This is a genomic window from Glutamicibacter arilaitensis (assembly GCF_044793945.1).
Classification (GTDB): domain Bacteria; phylum Actinomycetota; class Actinomycetes; order Actinomycetales; family Micrococcaceae; genus Glutamicibacter; species Glutamicibacter arilaitensis_B.
Map to the genome: position 1 here is coordinate 3713257 of NZ_CP084994.1, position 18255 is coordinate 3731511.

Here is an 18255-nt window from a genome sequence, read left to right on the forward strand (position 1 = left end):
GCCTGACCTTCTCAAGAAGTGCCCGGAAGCGACTGGCGTACGAGAGCGCTGGCGACCAGGGCTTGACAGGTTGCCCGCCAAGCCAAGGTGTTCGGGAACCGACCTGCCGGAGATCACCGACATGGAATGGTGAGCCGGTCACCGCAAAGTGAGCAGCCCACCTGCGGTCAGTTCGAGTAATAGCTCGTCCAACAATATATTTCAGGTACGTGACTGTTCATATATTGAGAGCTGGCCCGAGGTACGACAGCTCACGGAAAAATGCGCCAGGATGCCAGTCCGGCATCTGTTGATGGTCAACTTGCGCTCCAGCAACATAGGGTCCATGCCCCTGCTAATCCAGAATTCCGGGCTCGATATCGGGCGAGCGACCGCGCACAGCCCTATCCACTCAGCGACAGAAAAGTCCGAAACGCACATAGAGCCACCGCGGCGAAACTGATGGCATCGTATTCGAAGAAACGGCTTTTACCGGCCTTGCATGGCGATCGAATAGCGGATCTCGTTGATCCATTTGGCCATCATGCACGAGCTCAGTTTGATTGTTCTCCAGATCCGTACGCGCTCTGCTCCTGATTCAAACGCCGCTGGCCACAATTCATCCCTCGGAAATCACTGAGGTGTCAGCCGCAGACATCAAGACGCGCATACCGAGTGCCGGATCGCAATATCCCGTTTGCGGAGCCCTGACGACCCTCGCTCCAATGGTCGGAATTTTTTGCTTCTTTGGTGGCAACCGGTGCCGTGATGGCATTCCGGCGGCTCATTCATAAAGCGCCGGCGACTCGTCCGGCGTTATTCCGGGCAGTTCGACTCGGCACCCGCTCAACATCTCGCATTGTGACAAATTTTTTGCGTCAAAACTCAGAGATTGAAGTAAGCAACACTTCAATGAATTGTGTTATTGGTTCATTCTCTAAAACCTCTGGTCGTGAGACTCAGAATTCACCTGACAGACATTCTCCCAAGCGCTCAATTGCAACGTCATAGACCCGAATTCTAGGCAAATTAAGCGAATCTACATACCCCCTCCACTGCTAGTACATGGTCTTCATTTGTGATCCAGCTTATTGTTCTTTAGAAGCCGGACCATCAATAATCCGGACCGAGTGACCGGGAGCAGAACGCGCGGCACAACGAGATCTAGGAATGAACGATGAACATACAAGCCGAATGGATGCGCGGAGGCACCAGCAAGTGCTGGGTCTTTGAAACCGATCACTTGGACTTGACTACAATTGGCCTAGACGAGCTGCTCCCGCGGTTATTCGGCAGTCCCGATCAGCGGCAGATTGACGGTGTCGGCGGGGCAACCTCGACCACCAGCAAGGCCGTGATCCTCCACCGATCCGCCGATCCGGAAATCGATGTGGAGTTCACCTTTGCCCAGGTTGGCATCGAAGAGGCCACCGTGGACTGGGGCAGCAATTGCGGAAATTGCTCTGCAGTGGTGGGACTTTACGCAATCGAGAATGGGTGGGTGGCTCCTCAAGGAGACGTCACCCAGATCGTTACCCGCAACACGAACACCAAGCAGATCATCATTCAGCGGGTAGACACCCCAGAGGGTGCATTGCCCATCGTTCCACAGGCCCACATGCCTGGCGTCGCATCTGCCGGTTACAAGGTCGGACTCGGTTTCCGGGATCCAGCGGGAAAGACCACCGGAAACCTGCTGCCCACCGGCAACGCCACCGATTCACTGAGCGTGGACGGTAGAAACTGGACCGTCTCCATGGTGGACGCCGGTGCGCCGGTCGTAGTCATCCGCGCCGAAGACCTCGGTTTGGATGCCGCGCGGTATGGCACCTGGACCGGTGCTGTCGAACTGCAACTGGACACATTGGAAAAGATCCGCCGCGAGGCTGCCGTGCGGATGGGCCTAGCCGCTACGACTGCCGAAGCCGCCCGCGCCATTCCCAAGGTAGCAATTGCCGCCGCCCCGGCGGATGAGAAAGAAAGCGATATCAGCGTCATGATGCTCTCCATGGGCAAGCCTCACCCCGCCCTGGCGATCACCGGCAGCATCGCGCTGACCCTTGGCGCCCGGACCCCGGGCACGGTGCTGCACAGCATCACCGGCGATGCTCCGCGCACCGCACTGCGTCTGCGCACCCCAGCGGGCGTCATCGAAACCTGGAGCGAGGAACGCGACGGTTCGATGCTGGTCGGCGTCGACCGCACCGCCCGCAGCATCGCCAGCTCCATCATCCACCTCCCCGAGACCCTCGGCAGCGCCGCCGAGGGCTCACTAGCAAGCGCCAGTTACTGAGGAGACGCACCATGACTAAAACAGCTTTTGAGCCTGCTCCACCGACTAAGAACGACGAGATCGACGTTCATACCGTCAAGCCGCGGCGCAACCGCCGCAGCACGTTGATCATCATCGCCACGATCGCCTTCCTCGGTCTGCTGGCCGCCTTCGTCGGGCCCGGCCTCTTCACTCCTTCCACCGGCACCGACCCCGCAACTTCGATGACCGCGGAGCAGATCATCCCGCTGGTGGTCCTCGTTATCATGTTCATCGTCGCCACCAAGTGGCCGGTGAATATCGGTGTAATGGGACTGGTGGCCGCCTTCGGCATCGGCTACTTCATGCTCGGCATGAGCGATAAGGAAATCCTCGCGGATTTCCCTGCGAGCATCGTGTTGACCATCATCGGCGTCACCTACTTCTTCAGCATGGCCCAGCACAACGGGACCATCGACATCATCGTGCGCAACTGCGTGCTGCTGGTGCGCGGCAAGACCATGCTTCTGCCGTGGGTGTTCTTCCTCGTCGCCGCCGCGCTGACCTCGCTGGGCACCTTCTCGCCGGCAGCGGTAGCGCTGCTTGCCCCGGCCGCCATCGGCTTCGCCTACGAGTCGCGCATCAACCCGCTGCTCATGGGCGCCTTCATCATCAACGGCGCCCACGCCGGCGGCTTCTCGCCACTGTCCGTTTCCGGGGTCCTGGTGCACGATATTGCGCTGGAAAATGGGTTCCCCATCTCCCCTGCTGCGCTCTTTGCCGCCAGCTTCGTGATCAACTTGATTCTTTCGGTCTTGACCGTCATGGTGTTCGCCATGCTCGGCAAGCTGCGCGAGGGTGACGGTGAGGCGAATGCCGACCTTGACGACACCCGCAGCACTCGCCCCCGGGGCCAGCAGATCTACACGCTGGTGCTGATTGGAGCGATGCTCGTGTGCGCGCTGGGCTTCGGACTGCCGATCGGCTTCGTTGCCCTGACCGCCGGCTTGCTGCTGGCGCTGCTGAATATCAAGGACCAGCATAAATTCGTCGCCGGGATCTCCTGGTCAACGGTCCTGCTCGTAGCCGGCATGATCACCTACGTCTCGCTGCTCACGCACGTTGGCGTCATCGACACCCTGGCGCACAAGGCGCTGGCCCTTGGCGCACCGATACTGATCGCCCTGGTGCTGTGCTACGTGATTGGCGTTGGTTCAGCTTTCGCCTCCTCCACCGCCCTGCTGGCAGCCTTCATCCCGCTCGCCGGACCTCTGCTCTCGGTCAGTTCGCTCAGCGCTACCGGCACCGTCGCTGCCATCGCCATCGCGGCAACCGTCGTGGACGTGTCGCCATTCTCCACCGCCGGCGCTCTGGTCGTTGCAAACGTGAAGGAAATTCATCGCCAGCGCGTCTACCGGCAGCTGATGATGTACGCCGGCGCTGTGGTGCTTGTCGCCCCTGCACTGGCTTGGGCTTTGCTGGTGCCAACCGGCTTCATGTAAACACGCACGGCTTATCATCCAAGTGAAGGCAGGATCCCGCGAGCGGGTTCCTGCCTTCACTTGTTCGCCCAATCCACAGGCATTCCAAGATTCGCAATGAAGTGGTCAGGGGCTGGAAAGCTGATAGCTGGTGCAGTGAATTCAGGCGACGACCGGATTCCAGTCAACTAGTCCGGTCTGCAGATCATAGACTGCCGCAATGACTTCGGTTCGCCCGGCATTGACTGCCTTACGGATGATTTCGGAGCGTTCAAGAAGCGCGGCGGCAACCTCGACGGTATTCATCCTGACCACATTGTTGACGTGTTCGGATTTATCTGGGACGGGTTTCACCTCGAGCGCCGCCGGAGCGATCTCGCTGATGAAGTCGATCATTTCCCCCGGGGCCTTCGGCGATTTCGAGTTCTCCTCAAGGGCCGCAACCGTGCCGGTCACCGCTCCGCAGGCGGTGTGCCCGAGAATCACAATGACCGGGACTTCGTAGGGGCTGCTGACCGCGAACTCCATGCTCCCCACAAGGGTGTCGTCGAGTACCGCGCCAGCCGTTCGGGTAACGAAGAGGTCCCCGATGCCCTGGTCGAAGACGAGCTCGGGTGAAACCCGGGAATCAACACATCCGTGAACCAATGCCCATGGTTCTTGATGCCCTGCAAGGTCGCTGCGCAACTGGCTTGTCTGGTTCGGATGCTCCGGCCTGCCTTCGGCGAATCTGCTATTGCCCGTCTTGAGTATTGCTAGGGCTTCGCCGGGAGAACTGGGCGCTTTGGCGGCGGCCGGGAGTCGTTCGGCTACCGGGGTTGGAGCCGTCATGGAACTCTGCGGCGACGTACAGGCCGCAAGGCCAGCCAGAGTGAGCACTCCGCCTGCCGCGGAAAAGAACCGGCGCCTATTGAGCTGAACCGTTTCTCCTTTCATGGCGGTTGCGGTACCGCTTATGGAGTTGGTCAATTTAGGCATGAGTTATCCCCTCGGCATACTCCGGCCGACTGCACCCTGGCAAGGAGAGCCAGCACCGACTATGCTCTCGATGTGGTGAGTTTGATCAGTTTCCGTTCTAAATAATGACTTGAATTCTACGGTGAGCTAATTGATTCATTAAAAATGGCTTGTCATATTTCTCAAGCGTCAAAAGCAACATGACAGCCGGGGCAGCGTAGCTCGCCATATGGCGCCGCGCGGTGCCCGGGCCTAGGGCTGAAGTCGCCGATGCGCCTTTTTCCCGCGCAGCACCGGGGAACATAGCAGCACGATGACGCCAACCAGAGGTACAAGCAATAGCCCCATCCGAAGCCCCCAGCCCTCGGCAACGAATCCAACCAACGGCGGTGAGATCAAAAACCCCACACGCATCAGCAAAGAGACCACGCTCAACCCGGCGCCATGGGCAAGCCCTGGCAGCCTGTCAGCGTGTTCCATCGCGGCCGGGACCAGAGTCGCCACGCCAAAACCGGCAGCGGCGAAGCCCAGAACGCTTCCGGGCACCGACGGGAACGCGAGCGCCAGGCCCATGCCAAGGATGAGGCAGACGGCGCCCAGCTGGGCGACCAAACGCTGGCCGAAGCGGTCAACCATGCCATCGCCAAGAATTCGACCCACAAATTGCGCTCCGACGAGGGAAATATAGCCGAGCGCCGCGAACGAGGCGGATGTTCCCAACGAATCGGCTAGATATAGCGCGGCCCAGGAGTTGCCCGCGTCCTCCGTCACGACGCCAGCGGTGGAAATCAGGACCAACGCGGTCATGATCCACAAGGTGCGGTTGCGCGTCTTGCGCTCGGTACCCGCGGAGGGAGCAGCAGGCCGGTCCTCGGATACCACTTCGATTCCGGCTGGCGATCCATCCTTGGGAAGGCAGAATTTGAGGGCGATCAAGGCGACGGCCGCGAAAACGATGAACGAGATGCCCAGGTGCGCACTCAAAGATAAATTCAACGCCATGGCCCCGGCAGCCATAGATCCGCCAAGGACGGCACCCACCGACCACAACGCATGGAATGAATTAAGAATCGAGCGACCATAGCGTCGCTGCACAAGCAGCCCATGGGAATTCTGCGCCACATCGGTGATGGCATCCATGGCGCCGCCGAACAGGAAGCCCGCGGCAAGCAGCGCCAGGCTTGGGGCCGAGCCGGCAGCGAGCAGCGCGACTCCGGTCAGCATGGTTCCGGCTACTGCTACGAGCGCCGAACCGAAGCGGCGAATGAGCCATCCCGCGGCAAGTCCGGCAATGATTGCGCCTATTGGCCAGGCGATCACCAGAAAACCGTAGGCTGCTTCGCCCAGCCCGAAGGTGCCCTTCAGCTCGGGCAGGCGCGGAGCCATATTGGCGAACAACGCGCCATTGGTCAGGAACAAGGCCGACACCGCGCCGCGCGCCCGGCGATTGGCGCTATCGATCGAGGTTAAGGTCACCGAGATTTATCGCTTCTGCGTTTCGAAGGGAGCCGTTGCGCGGACCAATTCAATGCCACGTGAAATAGCTCCCTGCAGCGCCACCTCCGCGCCCAGCTCGGAAACCGCTAATTGCACGCAGGTGAGCTCTGGTTCCTTAGCTAATTCACGGTCGGCGATAGCGATCACCGGTTGCAGGATTCCTGCCATGGCTCCCGAGAGGATGACCTTTTCCAGACCCGCGAATCCAGCGATCACGGCCACGACCTTGGCCAGCCGCCGCCCGAGAGACTCCAAGATTTCCAATGCCAATGGATCTTGCTTCGCGGCGGCCTGGAAGACATCCTCCGCGCGCACCCGTTCGGCGGAGATCCGCTGCATCGAGCTCTCGGTCCCATCGGTGAGTGCACGCCTTGCTTGTTCTCGCGCCAGGTAGCCAAGACCTAGCGCATCCCCCACGCCGGTGACATGCGAAAGGAAACGCATCTCTCCGGCTAGTCCGTGGGCCCCGCGCAATAGGTGTCCATCGATGACAATTCCGGCACCGAATCGTTCGCCGACCATCAGCGCTGCGAAGGACCTGGATTCTTCGAGTCCGAGTTCTGCAACCGCCGCCAGATTCGCATCGTTTTCAACCGAGAACAGATGAGCATACTGCGCTAGTTCCGAACGCCAGTCCGGGTTCATCGCAGCCCAGAAGCCGTCGGCCGCCTTTGGAGAAAACCCCCCGGCGTCGACTGGCGCGGGGACCCCGATAACTAGGGCGCCGAGCTTTTCCACTGCATGCTTCGCCAAGGTTTCTCGAAGCAGCTCTTTGGTGATGCGAAGCCGCTCTTCCCCGCACGCTCCCGGCTCCACGCTCAAGGATTGGCGATCGATTTCCTTGCCGCGCAGGTCGGCGAGCGCCACGGAGATCCGATGTTGTCCCGCATCGATTCCGGCAACCGCGGACTTGGCTTCGTTGAGTTCATAGCGCAGCGCCGGACGGCCTTTTGAGTATGCACCGGCGGCACGGGTATCTTCCGCTTCGCGTAGCCATCCCGCGCTGACCAACTCTTTTGCTTGGTTCAGTACGGTTGCCCGGGTAAGCGAAGTGAGCTCGATGAGCTCGCTGGCGGTCACGAGCCCACGATCCCACGTTGCCTTGAGTACCTTTTGGGTATTCAAGCGTCGCAAAGAGGGGGCGGCCGGCTCCATCGCGGAGTGCTGCATGCTGGAATCGGTCATTGATTTCACAACTTGAGTATAGACGGATATTTATTTAGATGCTAAATTTACTGAGAAAATAAAGTGACCTGCTTCATTCGACCGTCGGAGATACCCATGAACTCAGGATCCGCCACGCTGTCCAGAGCGCTGTCCCGCAGAACTTTCATCTCGTCTTTGGCCGCCGCCGGGACACTGATGCTCGCAGGCTGCGCCGGTACCGGCACGCGCACCTCGATTCGATTCAACCAGTCAAAGCCTGAGGTCGTCGCCTACTTCCGAGAGCTGCTAGCCGAGTTCAACGGCGGGCAATCCTCCATTTCCGCGGTCCATGAGGTAACGGCAGGACTCTCGGCGGCCTTCGCCCGCAATGACCCGCCTGATCTTGGCTGCTTGAACTACAACTACGAGATGGCACGCTTCCAGGAACGCGGCGCGCTATCGGACCTGTCGGATCTGCCCCAGGTCCAGATGAACGCTCCCTTCGTCAACGAATTGCTCGCGCTCTATCCGGATTATCCGGGGCGCACCTCGGTGCTGCCCTATTCAATGATGGCTGCGGCTGTCCTGTACAACAAGGACATTTTCGCCAAGCATGACTTGGCCATCCCGCAGCGATATTCGGAATTCGTCGCGTTGTGCGAAGAGCTCCAAGATCTGAAGGTCACCCCGATCTATTCAACATTCAAGGACGCGTGGACCGCTTCCCAGGGTCTAGCGGACTACACCCTTGGCGGGGCCGTAGACATCAACGAATTGTTTGCCTCTCTGCAAAGCGTCGGCGCCGATTTCACTCCCGGCTCCGAATTGTCCTTCTCCCAAGCTTTTACCGACCCGTTGCTGCGCATGCAGGAACTGGCGAAGTTCTCCAATAAGGACGCGGCGAACCGCGGCTACGGCGACGGCAACCTCGCCTTCGCCAATGGCCAGGCTGCCATGTACCTCCAAGGCCCCTGGGCACTGCCCGAAATCTCCAAGACCAACCCGAACGCCAATATTGGCACCTTCCCGTTGCCCATGACCGAGGATCCAGAGGACCTGAAAGTCCGCGTCAATATTGACCTGGCCCTCTGGATCCCGGAGCAGTCGGATCACCAGGACGAAGCGCGCGAACTGCTCGAATTCCTCTGCCGGCCAGAAATCCAGAACCCCTACAACGAGATGGCCCTCGGTTTCGGAGTGCGCACGGATTCCCCTCCGGCCAAGGACAAACGTCTGGTGCAGATGCAGCCATATATCGATCGAGGCAGGGTGTTTCAAGGAGTATCCACCGCCATCCCACGCACCATCCCCTTCGAAAACTACATGCAGGGCCTCGTTACCGGAAGCAGCGTAGAACAGACGTTGGCCACCCTCGACGCGGACTGGGCTCGACTAGCCCAGCGCGGCTAGTCAGCTAAGGACGAATCATGGCTCTGACAACCTCCACCAAATTCCCGCCCGAAGCTAAATCGGCCGCGCTTGAGCGCACGCCCCGACGCAAGCGCATCGAGTGGACCCATTTGGCATTCCTGCTGCCCGCATTGCTCTGCTTCACCATCGCCATTACGGTTCCGGCACTGATGGGAATGTTCTTCAGCTTCACCGACTCGGTCGGCTTCGGCGACTACGAGATCATCGGTCTCACCAATTACCTGGCCCTGTTCACCGATCCGGCGATCATTGGCGCCTACGGCTTCACCATTGGCTTCGCTTTCATTACCGTGATCATCACTAACCTCATTGCCTTTCTGCTAGCCATCGGGCTGACAGCGCAGATCCGCGCTCGGGTGGCATTGCGGGCCATCTTCGTCATACCCATGGTCATATCGGGCATTGTGATCGCCTACGTTTTCAACTTCCTCTTCTCCAATACTTTGCCGACCTTCGGAGAAGATATCGGACTGGACTTCTTGAAGTCTTCAATTCTGGCGAATCCGGACTACGCCTGGATCTCCATTGTGATCGTCACCGCCTGGCAGGCGATCCCTTCGGCCATGTTGATCTACATCGCCGGGTTGATGGCGATTCCCTATGACCTTTACGAGGCGTCCTCGCTGGATGGCGCAAGCGCCTTCGGGCAACTCAAGGCAGTCACCTTGCCCCTCATGGTGGGGTACATCGGAATCAACATGATCATTGGCTTCAAGAACTTCCTCGGTGCCTATGACATCATCGTCGGCCTGACCAATGGCGGACCTGGCGTAGCCACGCGCTCCATAGCCATGACCATCTTCACTGGATTTGAACGTGGCGATTACGCCTACCAGATGGCTAACGCCACAGTCTTTTTCCTCATCTCGCTGATGATCGCGCTGCTGCAGCTGCGCCTGACAAATAAGGGCGTGGCCAAATGAGCGTCAACCTCCAACAACGACTAAATAAACGTTCCCGCGCACGAATTGGACGCGAACGCATCAACTGGTGGGCCACCGGGATAATGGTGGTCTGCGCCCTCACGGTACTCATCCCCTTGTTCGTGACCGTCTCGATGGCCTTCAAGTCGGCTACCCAGGCCGTTGATGGGAAAGCCTTCTCGCTACCGCGCCCTTTCTCCATAGAGGGTTTTACTGCGGCCTGGGAGCTGGTCAACTTCCCCCGCGCCTTCACCATCTCACTGCTGATTACCCTGGCCACCGTGCTCGGCGGCGTCATGCTGGCCTCCATGGCTTCCTATGCAATTCATCGCAACTGGCATAAGCGCCTCTACCGTTCCAGCTTCTACTATCTACTGGCCGCAATGTTCCTACCGTTTCCGGTGCTTGCACTGTCCCAGGTGAAACTCACCGGACTCTTCGGACTTGATAACCCCGTGGGCGTGACCATCCTGCACGTGATGTTCGGGCTATCTTTCAACGTTCTGCTCTTCACCGCGTTCCTGCGCGGACTACCCGGAGAGCTAGAAGAAAGCGCCCGCATCGATGGAGCAAGCACCTGGGCTACCTACTGGAGGATCATCTTCCCGCTGATGGCGCCGATGAGCGCCACCGTGGCGATCTTCGCGTTTTTAGCCTCATGGAATGACTTCATGATGCCTTCGCTGATCATTGCCGAACAGGCAGATCAGACCCTTCCGGTAGTCCAGCAGCTTTTCCAGACCCAGTTCTCTAATAACTACAACGTTTCTTTCGCCTCCTACCTGATGGCGATGGCACCAAGCATCGTGGCTTATCTGTTTACCCAACGGTGGGTCATGTCGGGGCTCACCCAAGGGGCGGTGAAATCCTAAACAGCCTTTCCTCTTAACCATCTACATTTATAAGCAGACAACTTTTCCGGAAGGAATCAAGATGACCTTACAAGATACGCAGAACTCCGCCGGCCTCGCCCCAGATGCCAACTGGTGGCGCCAAGCCGCCGTCTATCAGATCTACCCACGTAGCTTCGCCGACGCGAACGGCGACGGCCTGGGTGACCTGCCCGGCATCACTTCCAAAGTTTCCTACCTGAAAGAGCTCGGAATAGATGCCGTCTGGCTCTCCCCGTTCTACCCTTCGGCCCTTGCCGACGGCGGCTACGACGTGGACGACTACCGCAACGTTGATCCCCGTCTGGGCACGTTGGAGGATTTTGACCGGATGACCGCAGCGCTGCACTCTGCAGGCATTCGGGTCATCGTGGATATTGTGCCGAATCATTCCTCAGACCGCCACGAATGGTTCAAGGCGGCGCTTGCCTCACCGAAGGGATCCGCCGAGCGCGAGCGCTATATTTTCCGAGACGGACTGGGCCAAAACGGAGAGCTGCCGCCGGCCGATTGGGAATCCTTGTTCGGCGGACCGGGCTGGACCGCCGCGGGCGACGGCCAGTGGTACCTGCATCTTTTCGCCAAAGAGCAGCCGGACTTCAATTGGTCCAATGAAGAAGTCCGCGCAGATTTTCGCAAAACCTTGAAGTTCTGGTCGGACCGCGGAGTGGACGGCTTCCGAGTGGATGTGGCCCACGCGTTGACCAAGGACATTCCGTTGACCGAACTGCCATCTAAGGCACAACTCGACGCTCACCCTTGGGACGGCACCCACCCGATTTGGGACCGCGACGAGGTACATGAGGTCTATGCCGAGTGGCGTGAGGTCTTCAACGAATACAACCCACCGCGCATCGCAGTAGCCGAAGCGTGGACCAATGCCGACCGCCGTCCCGCCTACGCCCGTGCCACCGGGTTGGGCCAGGCGTTCAACTTCGATTTACTGCAAGCGGACTTCGAAGCCGAGACCGTCAAGAAGATCATCTCCTTCAACCTCGCACAAGCCTCTGCCGCAGGCTCGTCAACCACCTGGGTGTACTCAAACCACGACGTGGTTCGCCACGCCACCCGCTATGGACTGGAAGCAACAGGCAATCCCGACGCGGCGAAGAACTGGTTGCTGCAAGGTGCTGATCCTGCCCAGGTGGATGTGGAGCTGGGGCTGCGCCGCGCTCGCGCGGCAACCCTGCTGGAGCTGGCACTGCCCGGCAGCGCTTACCTGTATCAAGGTGAGGAGCTGGGGCTTCCGGAAGTTACCGACATTCCGGATGAACAGCGCCAAGATCCCGCGTTTTTCAGGAACAAGGGTGTTGAGGTTGGCCGTGACGGTTGCCGCGTTCCTTTGCCATGGGAAGCCAGCGGCCCATCCTTCGGGTTTGGCACTGGCGAAGCGCATCTGCCACAGCCTCAGCTCTTTGGCCAGTACGCGGTAGCGGCACAAACCGGGGTCGATGGCTCGACGCTGGAGCTCTACCGCGAAGCTCTAAAGCTGCGCCGCGAGCTGCAAAGCGAAGAATCACTTTCCTGGCTGGCCACCGAGTCCAACACCCTCGGTTTTTCCAGGCCTAATGGCTGGGTGAGCTTCACCAATTTCACTGCGCAGGCTCAGCAGTTGCCCGCCGGCGAAGTCCTGCTGACTAGCAGCCCGCTGGATGCAGCTGGCAAACTTCCCGCTGCAACCACCGTATGGTTGCGTCAAAAATAATCAGCTAGCTAAACAACGAAATCCTGGGCCGGGCCGAATGCGTAAGCATTTGGCCCGGCCTGCTGCTTTCTCCCCCACTGGCTAAAGTGACCCTTGACACATGCTGCAATTCCGACTTGACTGAGAATCTATCAATCGATTGATTGACTCTCGTTTTGTGGTGAAAGCGATTCATAAACATGGACATTGAGCAGGTACAGCGAGCGGCCGTCGCGCGCTTTGCCCAGCAGGGCTTCGCCGCCACGGGAATCAGGGAACTGGGCACCGCGGCAGGCATCAATTCGGCCACCCTCTATCACTATGTCGGCAGCAAGCAGGATCTACTCATGCGGATCATCAGCACCTGCCTAAACGCCATGATCTCCGGTGGCCGTGAAGCGATTGCCGGGGCGGAGAAACCCGCCGGGCAGCTCGCCCGGCTGATCGCTTTCCATGTGGCATTCACCGCCACCAATCCGCTCACTGCACGCGTCGCCGAATACGAGATGCGCGCCCTGACCGGTCCGGCCCAGGAACAAATGCAAGCACTCCGGGATCACTACGAGTCACTCTTCTCTAAGGTGCTAGTTGACGGTCAGAAGGCTGGCGAATTCTCCACCAATGACCTGACCATGGCACGCCTAGCCGTCATGGAGATGGGTACCGGCGTGGCCCACTGGTACCGCCCCGACGGCAGGCTTTCGCTCAGCCAAGTCCAGGAGAATTTCGTGGCCATGGCCTACAGAATCCTTGCAGTCCCCGACGCAGCCAAAACGGCAGACCAACCGCTGCCCACCGCCGAGCTTTTAGCCAGCGAACCAAACCCCCAGCTTTCCACGCAGACCGTCAGCTAAGGACCACCAGTGAAGACCCTGCCCTCACAGATCGATACAACTTCCGAGATCTACCAGCGCAACCTCAAGCAATACAGCGCGCTGACCGATGAATTACACGAACGTTTAGAACGTGCCGCCCGCGGCGGATCTGAAAAGTCTCGGCAACGCCATGTGGTCCGCGGAAAGCTGCTGCCCCGCGACCGGGTCGATCAGCTCCTGGATGATGGCTCCCCATTTCTGGAAATTGCGCCGCTGGCAGCCGAAGACATGTACGACGGGGCGAGCCCAGGAGCCGGCATGATCGCCGGAATCGGTCTGGTCCACGGCCGGCAGGTACTGGTCATTGCCAACGATGCGACGGTCAAGGGCGGCACCTACTTCCCGATGACGGTCAAAAAGCATTTGCGCGCCCAAGAAATTGCACTGGAAAACTCCCTTCCCTGCGTCTATCTGGTTGACTCCGGAGGCGCGTTCCTGCCCATGCAGGATGAGGTTTTCCCGGATCGGGACCACTTCGGCCGGATCTTCTTCAACCAGGCGAATCTCTCGGCCAAGAAGATTCCGCAACTGGCGGCTGTCCTCGGCTCCTGCACCGCAGGTGGCGCCTACGTTCCGGCGATGAGCGACGAAACGGTGATCGTGCGCAACCAAGGAACGATCTTCCTAGGCGGCCCGCCCTTGGTGAAGGCAGCCATTGGCGAGATCGTCACCGCCGAGGAACTGGGCGGCGGAGATCTGCACGCCAAAACCTCCGGCGTGGTGGATCATCTGGCTGAAAATGACGAACATGCGCTGATGATTATCCGTGACATCATCTCCACCCTGCCACCCAATCCCAAACCCGCATGGGCAATCGAAGAGCAGGTCGCCGAACCGCTCTACCCGGCCAGTGAACTTGCCGGTTGCGTGCCAGTAGACGTCAATGCCCCCTACGATGTCCGCGAAGTCATCACCCGACTGGTGGATGGCAGTGAATTCCATGAATTCAAGGCAGAATACGGCACCACCTTAGTCACCGGCTTCGCCCATATTCATGGGCACCAGGTCGGCATCATCGCGAACAACGGCGTGCTGTTCTCCGAGTCTGCGCTCAAGGGCGCGCACTTCATCGAGCTCTGCGACCAGCGTGGCATCCCGCTGCTCTTCCTGCAGAACCTTGCCGGGTTCATGGTGGGCCGCGACTACGAGGCAGATGGCATCGCCAAGCACGGTGCCAAGATGGTCACCGCGGTAGCCACCGCACGGGTGCCCAAACTAACCGTGGTGATCGGCGGATCCTTCGGCGCCGGCAACTACTCGATGTGCGGTCGCGCCTATTCCCCGCGCTTCTTGTGGATGTGGCCAGCGGCTCGCATCTCGGTGATGGGCGGAAATCAGGCCTCCAGCGTGTTGTCGACGGTCAAACGAGACGGGATCGAGGCCTCCGGCGGCAGCTGGAGCACCGAGGATGAAGAAGCATTCAAGGCTCCCATTCGTGAGCAATACGAAAGCCAGGGAAATCCCTACTATTCCACCGCGCGCCTTTGGGATGACGGAGTCATAAACCCGGTGGATACCCGACGAGTCGTGGGCCTTGCCTTGGACGTCTGCGCCCGTCAGCCATTGCCGGAGACCTCCTTCGGCCTATTCCGGATGTAGTGCGAGGAGACAAACATGGATACAAAACTTTTTGACACCGTCCTCGTCGCCAACCGAGGCGAAATCGCCGTACGCATCATCCGCACCCTGCGCACTCTGGGGATCCGCTCGGTAGCGGTTTACTCAGATGCAGATGCCGGGGCGCTTCACGTGAGCGAGGCCGATACCGCGGTACGCATCGGCGCTTCGCCGGCCAATGAGAGCTATCTCAGCATCCCGGCGGTGCTGCAGGCCTGCAAGGATACCGGCGCTCAAGCGGTTCACCCCGGATACGGTTTTCTCTCCGAAAACGTGGAGTTTGCGCGCGCTTTGGAGGATGCCGGGATCACCTTTATCGGACCTCCGGTGAACTCGATCAACCTCATGGGTGACAAGATCCGCTCGAAGAATCATGTTCTCGCTCATCAAGTGCCCGTTGTGCCGGGTATCGCCGAGCCCGGGTTGAGCGACGCAGAGCTGTTGGAGGCCGCAGAACAGATCGGCTTCCCCCTGCTGATCAAACCCTCCGCGGGCGGAGGCGGCAAGGGAATGTTCGCCGTTCAGTCCTTAAGCCAGCTTCCCGAGTCGCTGGCCAGTGCGCGGCGTACCGCGCGCAACGCTTTCGGAGACGAAACCTTGTTCCTCGAACGTCTGGTGCGCAACCCGCGCCATATCGAGGTGCAGATTTTGGCTGACCAGCAAGGCAATACCTTGCACCTTGGCGAGCGTGAGTGCTCCTTGCAGCGCAGGCATCAGAAAGTCATTGAAGAAGCTCCGGCGCCACTGTTCGAAAATCTCGAACACGGGGCGCAAATCCGCGAGCGCATCGGTGCGGCGGCCGTATCCGCAGCGAAGTCAGTTGGTTATGTGGGTGCGGGAACGGTCGAATTTCTGGTCAGCGACGAAAACCCTGACCAGTTCTTCTTCATGGAGATGAACACCCGTTTGCAGGTGGAGCACCCGGTCACCGAAGAGGTGGTCCGGGTCAACGGGAACCGGCTGGATCTAGTGGACTGGCAGGTGCGCATCGCAGCCGGGCAGCCCTTGGACTTCACTCAGCAAGACGTCACGCTCAATGGGCACGCAATCGAGGCACGCCTCTACGCCGAAGATCCTTCGGAAGGATTCCTCCCCTCGGTCGGAACCATCCTGCGGGTCAGCGAACCGACGGGTGAATGCCTGCGCGTGGACAGTTCCCTGCGCGATGGACTGGAGGTCAGCGCGCACTACGATCCAATGCTGGCAAAACTCATCGCCTGGGGTGAAGACCGCACCGTGGCACTATCCCGGCTTGACCGCGCCTTGTCCCGATGCGTGGTGCTCGGGGTGTTGACCAACAGCGAGTACCTGCGCCTGTTGCTGGCCGACTCGGACGTGGCAAACGGTCAACTGGACACGAATCTGATCGAACGGAAGATGCCCGAGCTTTCCTTCCGGTCCCCCGGGGCTCGCGAACTCGCGCTGGCAGCCCATCTGGAACACGGCCGCCTGCGCACCACAGACACCCCGTGGACCCGCCGCGATGGCTGGCGGGCGCAGCACAATCATGGAACACCACAACATTACGAAGTGAAAGGGCAGCAAGTCGAGCTCACCTTGCACGGCGGAGACACCGAAAGCCGAATCCTGTTTGGCGAAGACGAGTACGTGGTGCGGGATCTAGGCTCAGGGAAGTACTCCATCAATGGACAGCGCACCGGGATTCACCATGCATTCGCCCCGGATGGCACCTTGTGGCTCAGCGAAAACGGGTGGACCGGAGCGGTCCGCAAACTCCGGCGCGAAGAGGTACTCGAACGGCATCTGGCCACTCTGGCCAAAGCGTCCGGAACGTTCTCCCCGCATGTTGAAACCCCTATGCCTGGCACCGTGATCTCGGTCCAGGTGGCCGATGGGGATCAGGTGGCCGAGGGGCAGCTGCTGGTCAGTATCGAGGCGATGAAAATGGAACACCAGCTCCTCTCCCCGGCAAATGGCATCGTTCGCATGACCGGATTGAGCGTCGGAGATCTGGTGAAGGCCAAGCAATTAGTGGCTACGGTGGAACCACAAACTCAGGAGCAAAACGCATGAACGAACCTACTCAGAAACGTTTCGAACAGCGCGGGCTGTACTTCGATGAGCTGAATCTCGGGGCTGTCTATGTGCATAAGCCCGGGCGCACGCTCACCGAATCTGACAACGTTCAATTCACTACCATGACCATGAACAACCAAGGTCTGCACCTTGATGCTGCGTGGACGGCGACCCAACCTTTCGGAAAGCCGCTGGTGAATTCCTTGCTGACCTTGAGCACCATGATCGGTCAGTCGGTAGCGCAGCTAACCGAAGGAACCATCGTGGGGCAGTTGGGAATCAATGATGTGAAGTTCCCGCGCCCCATGTTCCATGGGGACACGCTCTATACCGAAACCGAGGTCACCGCCCTGCGCGAGTCGAAGTCCCGTCCCGGACAGGGGCTGGCGTCGATGACTCACACCGGACGAAACCAGCACGGAGACATCGTCGCCACCGCAACCCGCACCTGCCTCATGTGGACCCGTCAGGCGCACCTGGACTCCCTGAATTCCAAGGAAGTACCAGTCAATGAGTAGCTTCAGAATGGGTCCCTCGATTCTCTTCTGCCCGGCAGACCGTCCCGAACGCTATGCCAAGGCCGCCGAACGCGCCGACGCGATCATTGTTGACTTGGAAGATGCGGTCGCTGCGCAGAATAAGGATGCCGCCCGGCGTGCCATGGTGGCTAGTGCGCTGGATCCGCAACGCACCATCGTGCGGGTCAACCCCGTAGATTCCCCATATTTCGAAGCAGATCTGCAGGCGCTTGCCCAAACCAGTTATCGCACGGTGATGTTGCCGAAGAGCGAATCGGCCGCGGATGTTGCAAGGCTCAAAGGTTATGAGGTGGTGGCGCTATGCGAAACTGCCGCAGGAGTTACCAACGTTGGCAGCTTTGCTGCTTCCCCCTTGGTAGTGGCGTTAATGTGGGGCGCCGAAGATCTGCTCGCTTCGCTAGGCGGTACGTCTTCCCGTCACGAAGACGGCAGCTACCGTGACGTTGCCAGATTCGCGAGGTCTCAGATTTTGCTGCATGCCGCCACCCACGGCAAAGCCGCCATTGACTCGGTGTATTTAGATATCCCAGACATTGAAGGATTAAAGGCGGAAGCCCGTGATGCCAAGGCCTCAGGTTTCATGGCCAAAGCCTCCATCCACCCGAATCAGATGCCAGTGATCCGAGAAGCCTTCCTTCCCAGCGAAGCAGAGCTCGAAAGAGCCAGGAGGATCCTCGCCGCGGCGGAATCCACCCAGGGCGTCTTCGCCTTTGAAGGTCAGATGGTCGACGAACCGCTGCTGCGCCAGGCTCGGGCCACGCTTGGTAAGTAAATCCGGCCCAGGAAGGCTTCGATGGGGTTTCAGCCGCGCGACCAGCAAACGCCCTCACTCACATGAGGCTGTTATCCATAGTTCACGAGTAACTTTGATCCGCTTTGCCGGCCTTATCAGAATCGTGGCTGACAAGCTTTAGTTGCACTAATACCCGCTGCTCACGGATTTTTATC

General features: G+C 59.5%; 14 protein-coding genes. 11 read left to right on the top strand and 3 right to left on the bottom strand.

Annotated features, from left to right (window positions below; translation table 11 throughout):
• The first annotated feature begins 1156 nt into the window (after positions 1 to 1156).
• Both LG294_RS17300 and LG294_RS17305 read left to right on the top strand, forming a co-directional pair.
• Positions 1157 to 2272: a PrpF domain-containing protein gene (locus tag LG294_RS17300; RefSeq protein WP_404287943.1), complete on the top strand. Its 1116-nt coding sequence runs from the start codon at positions 1157 to 1159 to the stop codon at positions 2270 to 2272.
• Between the two features lie 11 nt (positions 2273 to 2283).
• Complete coding sequence (locus LG294_RS17305; RefSeq protein ID WP_404287945.1) at positions 2284 to 3732, top strand: SLC13 family permease; 1449 nt, start codon at positions 2284 to 2286, stop codon at positions 3730 to 3732.
• Between the two features lie 141 nt (positions 3733 to 3873).
• Here LG294_RS17305 and LG294_RS17310 read toward each other — a convergent pair whose 3' ends face one another.
• The 3 genes from LG294_RS17310 to LG294_RS17320 form a co-directional block, all read right to left on the bottom strand.
• The gene (locus LG294_RS17310) at positions 3874 to 4689 is read right to left on the bottom strand and encodes a carbonic anhydrase (protein ID WP_404287947.1); all 816 of its coding nucleotides are present in this window, start codon (positions 4687 to 4689) and stop codon (positions 3874 to 3876) included.
• Between the two features lie 231 nt (positions 4690 to 4920).
• Positions 4921 to 6144, bottom strand: coding sequence for an MFS transporter (locus LG294_RS17315; protein WP_404287949.1), 1224 nt, complete (start codon positions 6142 to 6144; stop codon positions 4921 to 4923).
• A 6-nt stretch (positions 6145 to 6150) separates the two neighbouring features.
• The gene (locus LG294_RS17320; protein ID WP_404287951.1) at positions 6151 to 7350 is read right to left on the bottom strand and encodes an ROK family protein; all 1200 of its coding nucleotides are present in this window, start codon (positions 7348 to 7350) and stop codon (positions 6151 to 6153) included.
• Between the two features lie 96 nt (positions 7351 to 7446).
• Between LG294_RS17320 and LG294_RS17325 the strand changes: the two genes are divergently transcribed.
• The 9 genes from LG294_RS17325 (at position 7447) to LG294_RS17365 (ending at position 18079) form a co-directional block, all read left to right on the top strand.
• A complete protein-coding gene (locus LG294_RS17325; RefSeq protein WP_404287953.1) occupies positions 7447 to 8721 on the top strand; it encodes an ABC transporter substrate-binding protein in 1275 nt (424 codons plus the stop codon).
• A gap of 17 nt (positions 8722 to 8738) precedes the next feature.
• A complete protein-coding gene (locus LG294_RS17330; protein WP_404287955.1) occupies positions 8739 to 9665 on the top strand; it encodes a carbohydrate ABC transporter permease in 927 nt (308 codons plus the stop codon).
• Positions 9662 to 10537, top strand: a complete 876-nt coding sequence (locus LG294_RS17335; protein ID WP_404287957.1) for a carbohydrate ABC transporter permease — start codon at positions 9662 to 9664, stop codon at positions 10535 to 10537. Before LG294_RS17330 ends, LG294_RS17335 begins: the two co-directional genes overlap by 4 nt.
• 61 nt (positions 10538 to 10598) lie before the next feature.
• Positions 10599 to 12260 carry a glycoside hydrolase family 13 protein gene (locus tag LG294_RS17340; protein WP_404287959.1) on the top strand — a complete coding sequence of 554 codons (1662 nt, stop codon included), beginning with the start codon at positions 10599 to 10601 and terminating at the stop codon, positions 12258 to 12260.
• Between the two features lie 179 nt (positions 12261 to 12439).
• Positions 12440 to 13093 (top strand): TetR/AcrR family transcriptional regulator, encoded by a 654-nt coding sequence (locus LG294_RS17345; RefSeq protein WP_404287961.1) that lies wholly within the window; start codon positions 12440 to 12442, stop codon positions 13091 to 13093.
• A gap of 48 nt (positions 13094 to 13141) precedes the next feature.
• The gene (locus tag LG294_RS17350; protein WP_404291818.1) at positions 13142 to 14713 is read left to right on the top strand and encodes a carboxyl transferase domain-containing protein; all 1572 of its coding nucleotides are present in this window, start codon (positions 13142 to 13144) and stop codon (positions 14711 to 14713) included.
• A gap of 15 nt (positions 14714 to 14728) precedes the next feature.
• Complete coding sequence (locus LG294_RS17355) at positions 14729 to 16765, top strand: acetyl/propionyl/methylcrotonyl-CoA carboxylase subunit alpha (RefSeq protein WP_404287963.1); 2037 nt, start codon at positions 14729 to 14731, stop codon at positions 16763 to 16765.
• Positions 16762 to 17286: a MaoC family dehydratase gene (locus tag LG294_RS17360; protein WP_404287965.1), complete on the top strand. Its 525-nt coding sequence runs from the start codon at positions 16762 to 16764 to the stop codon at positions 17284 to 17286. The genes LG294_RS17355 and LG294_RS17360 overlap by 4 nt, the downstream gene beginning before the upstream one ends.
• Positions 17279 to 18079, top strand: a complete 801-nt coding sequence (locus LG294_RS17365; protein WP_404287967.1) for an HpcH/HpaI aldolase/citrate lyase family protein — start codon at positions 17279 to 17281, stop codon at positions 18077 to 18079. The genes LG294_RS17360 and LG294_RS17365 overlap by 8 nt, the downstream gene beginning before the upstream one ends.
• Positions 18080 to 18255: the final 176 nt, after the last annotated feature.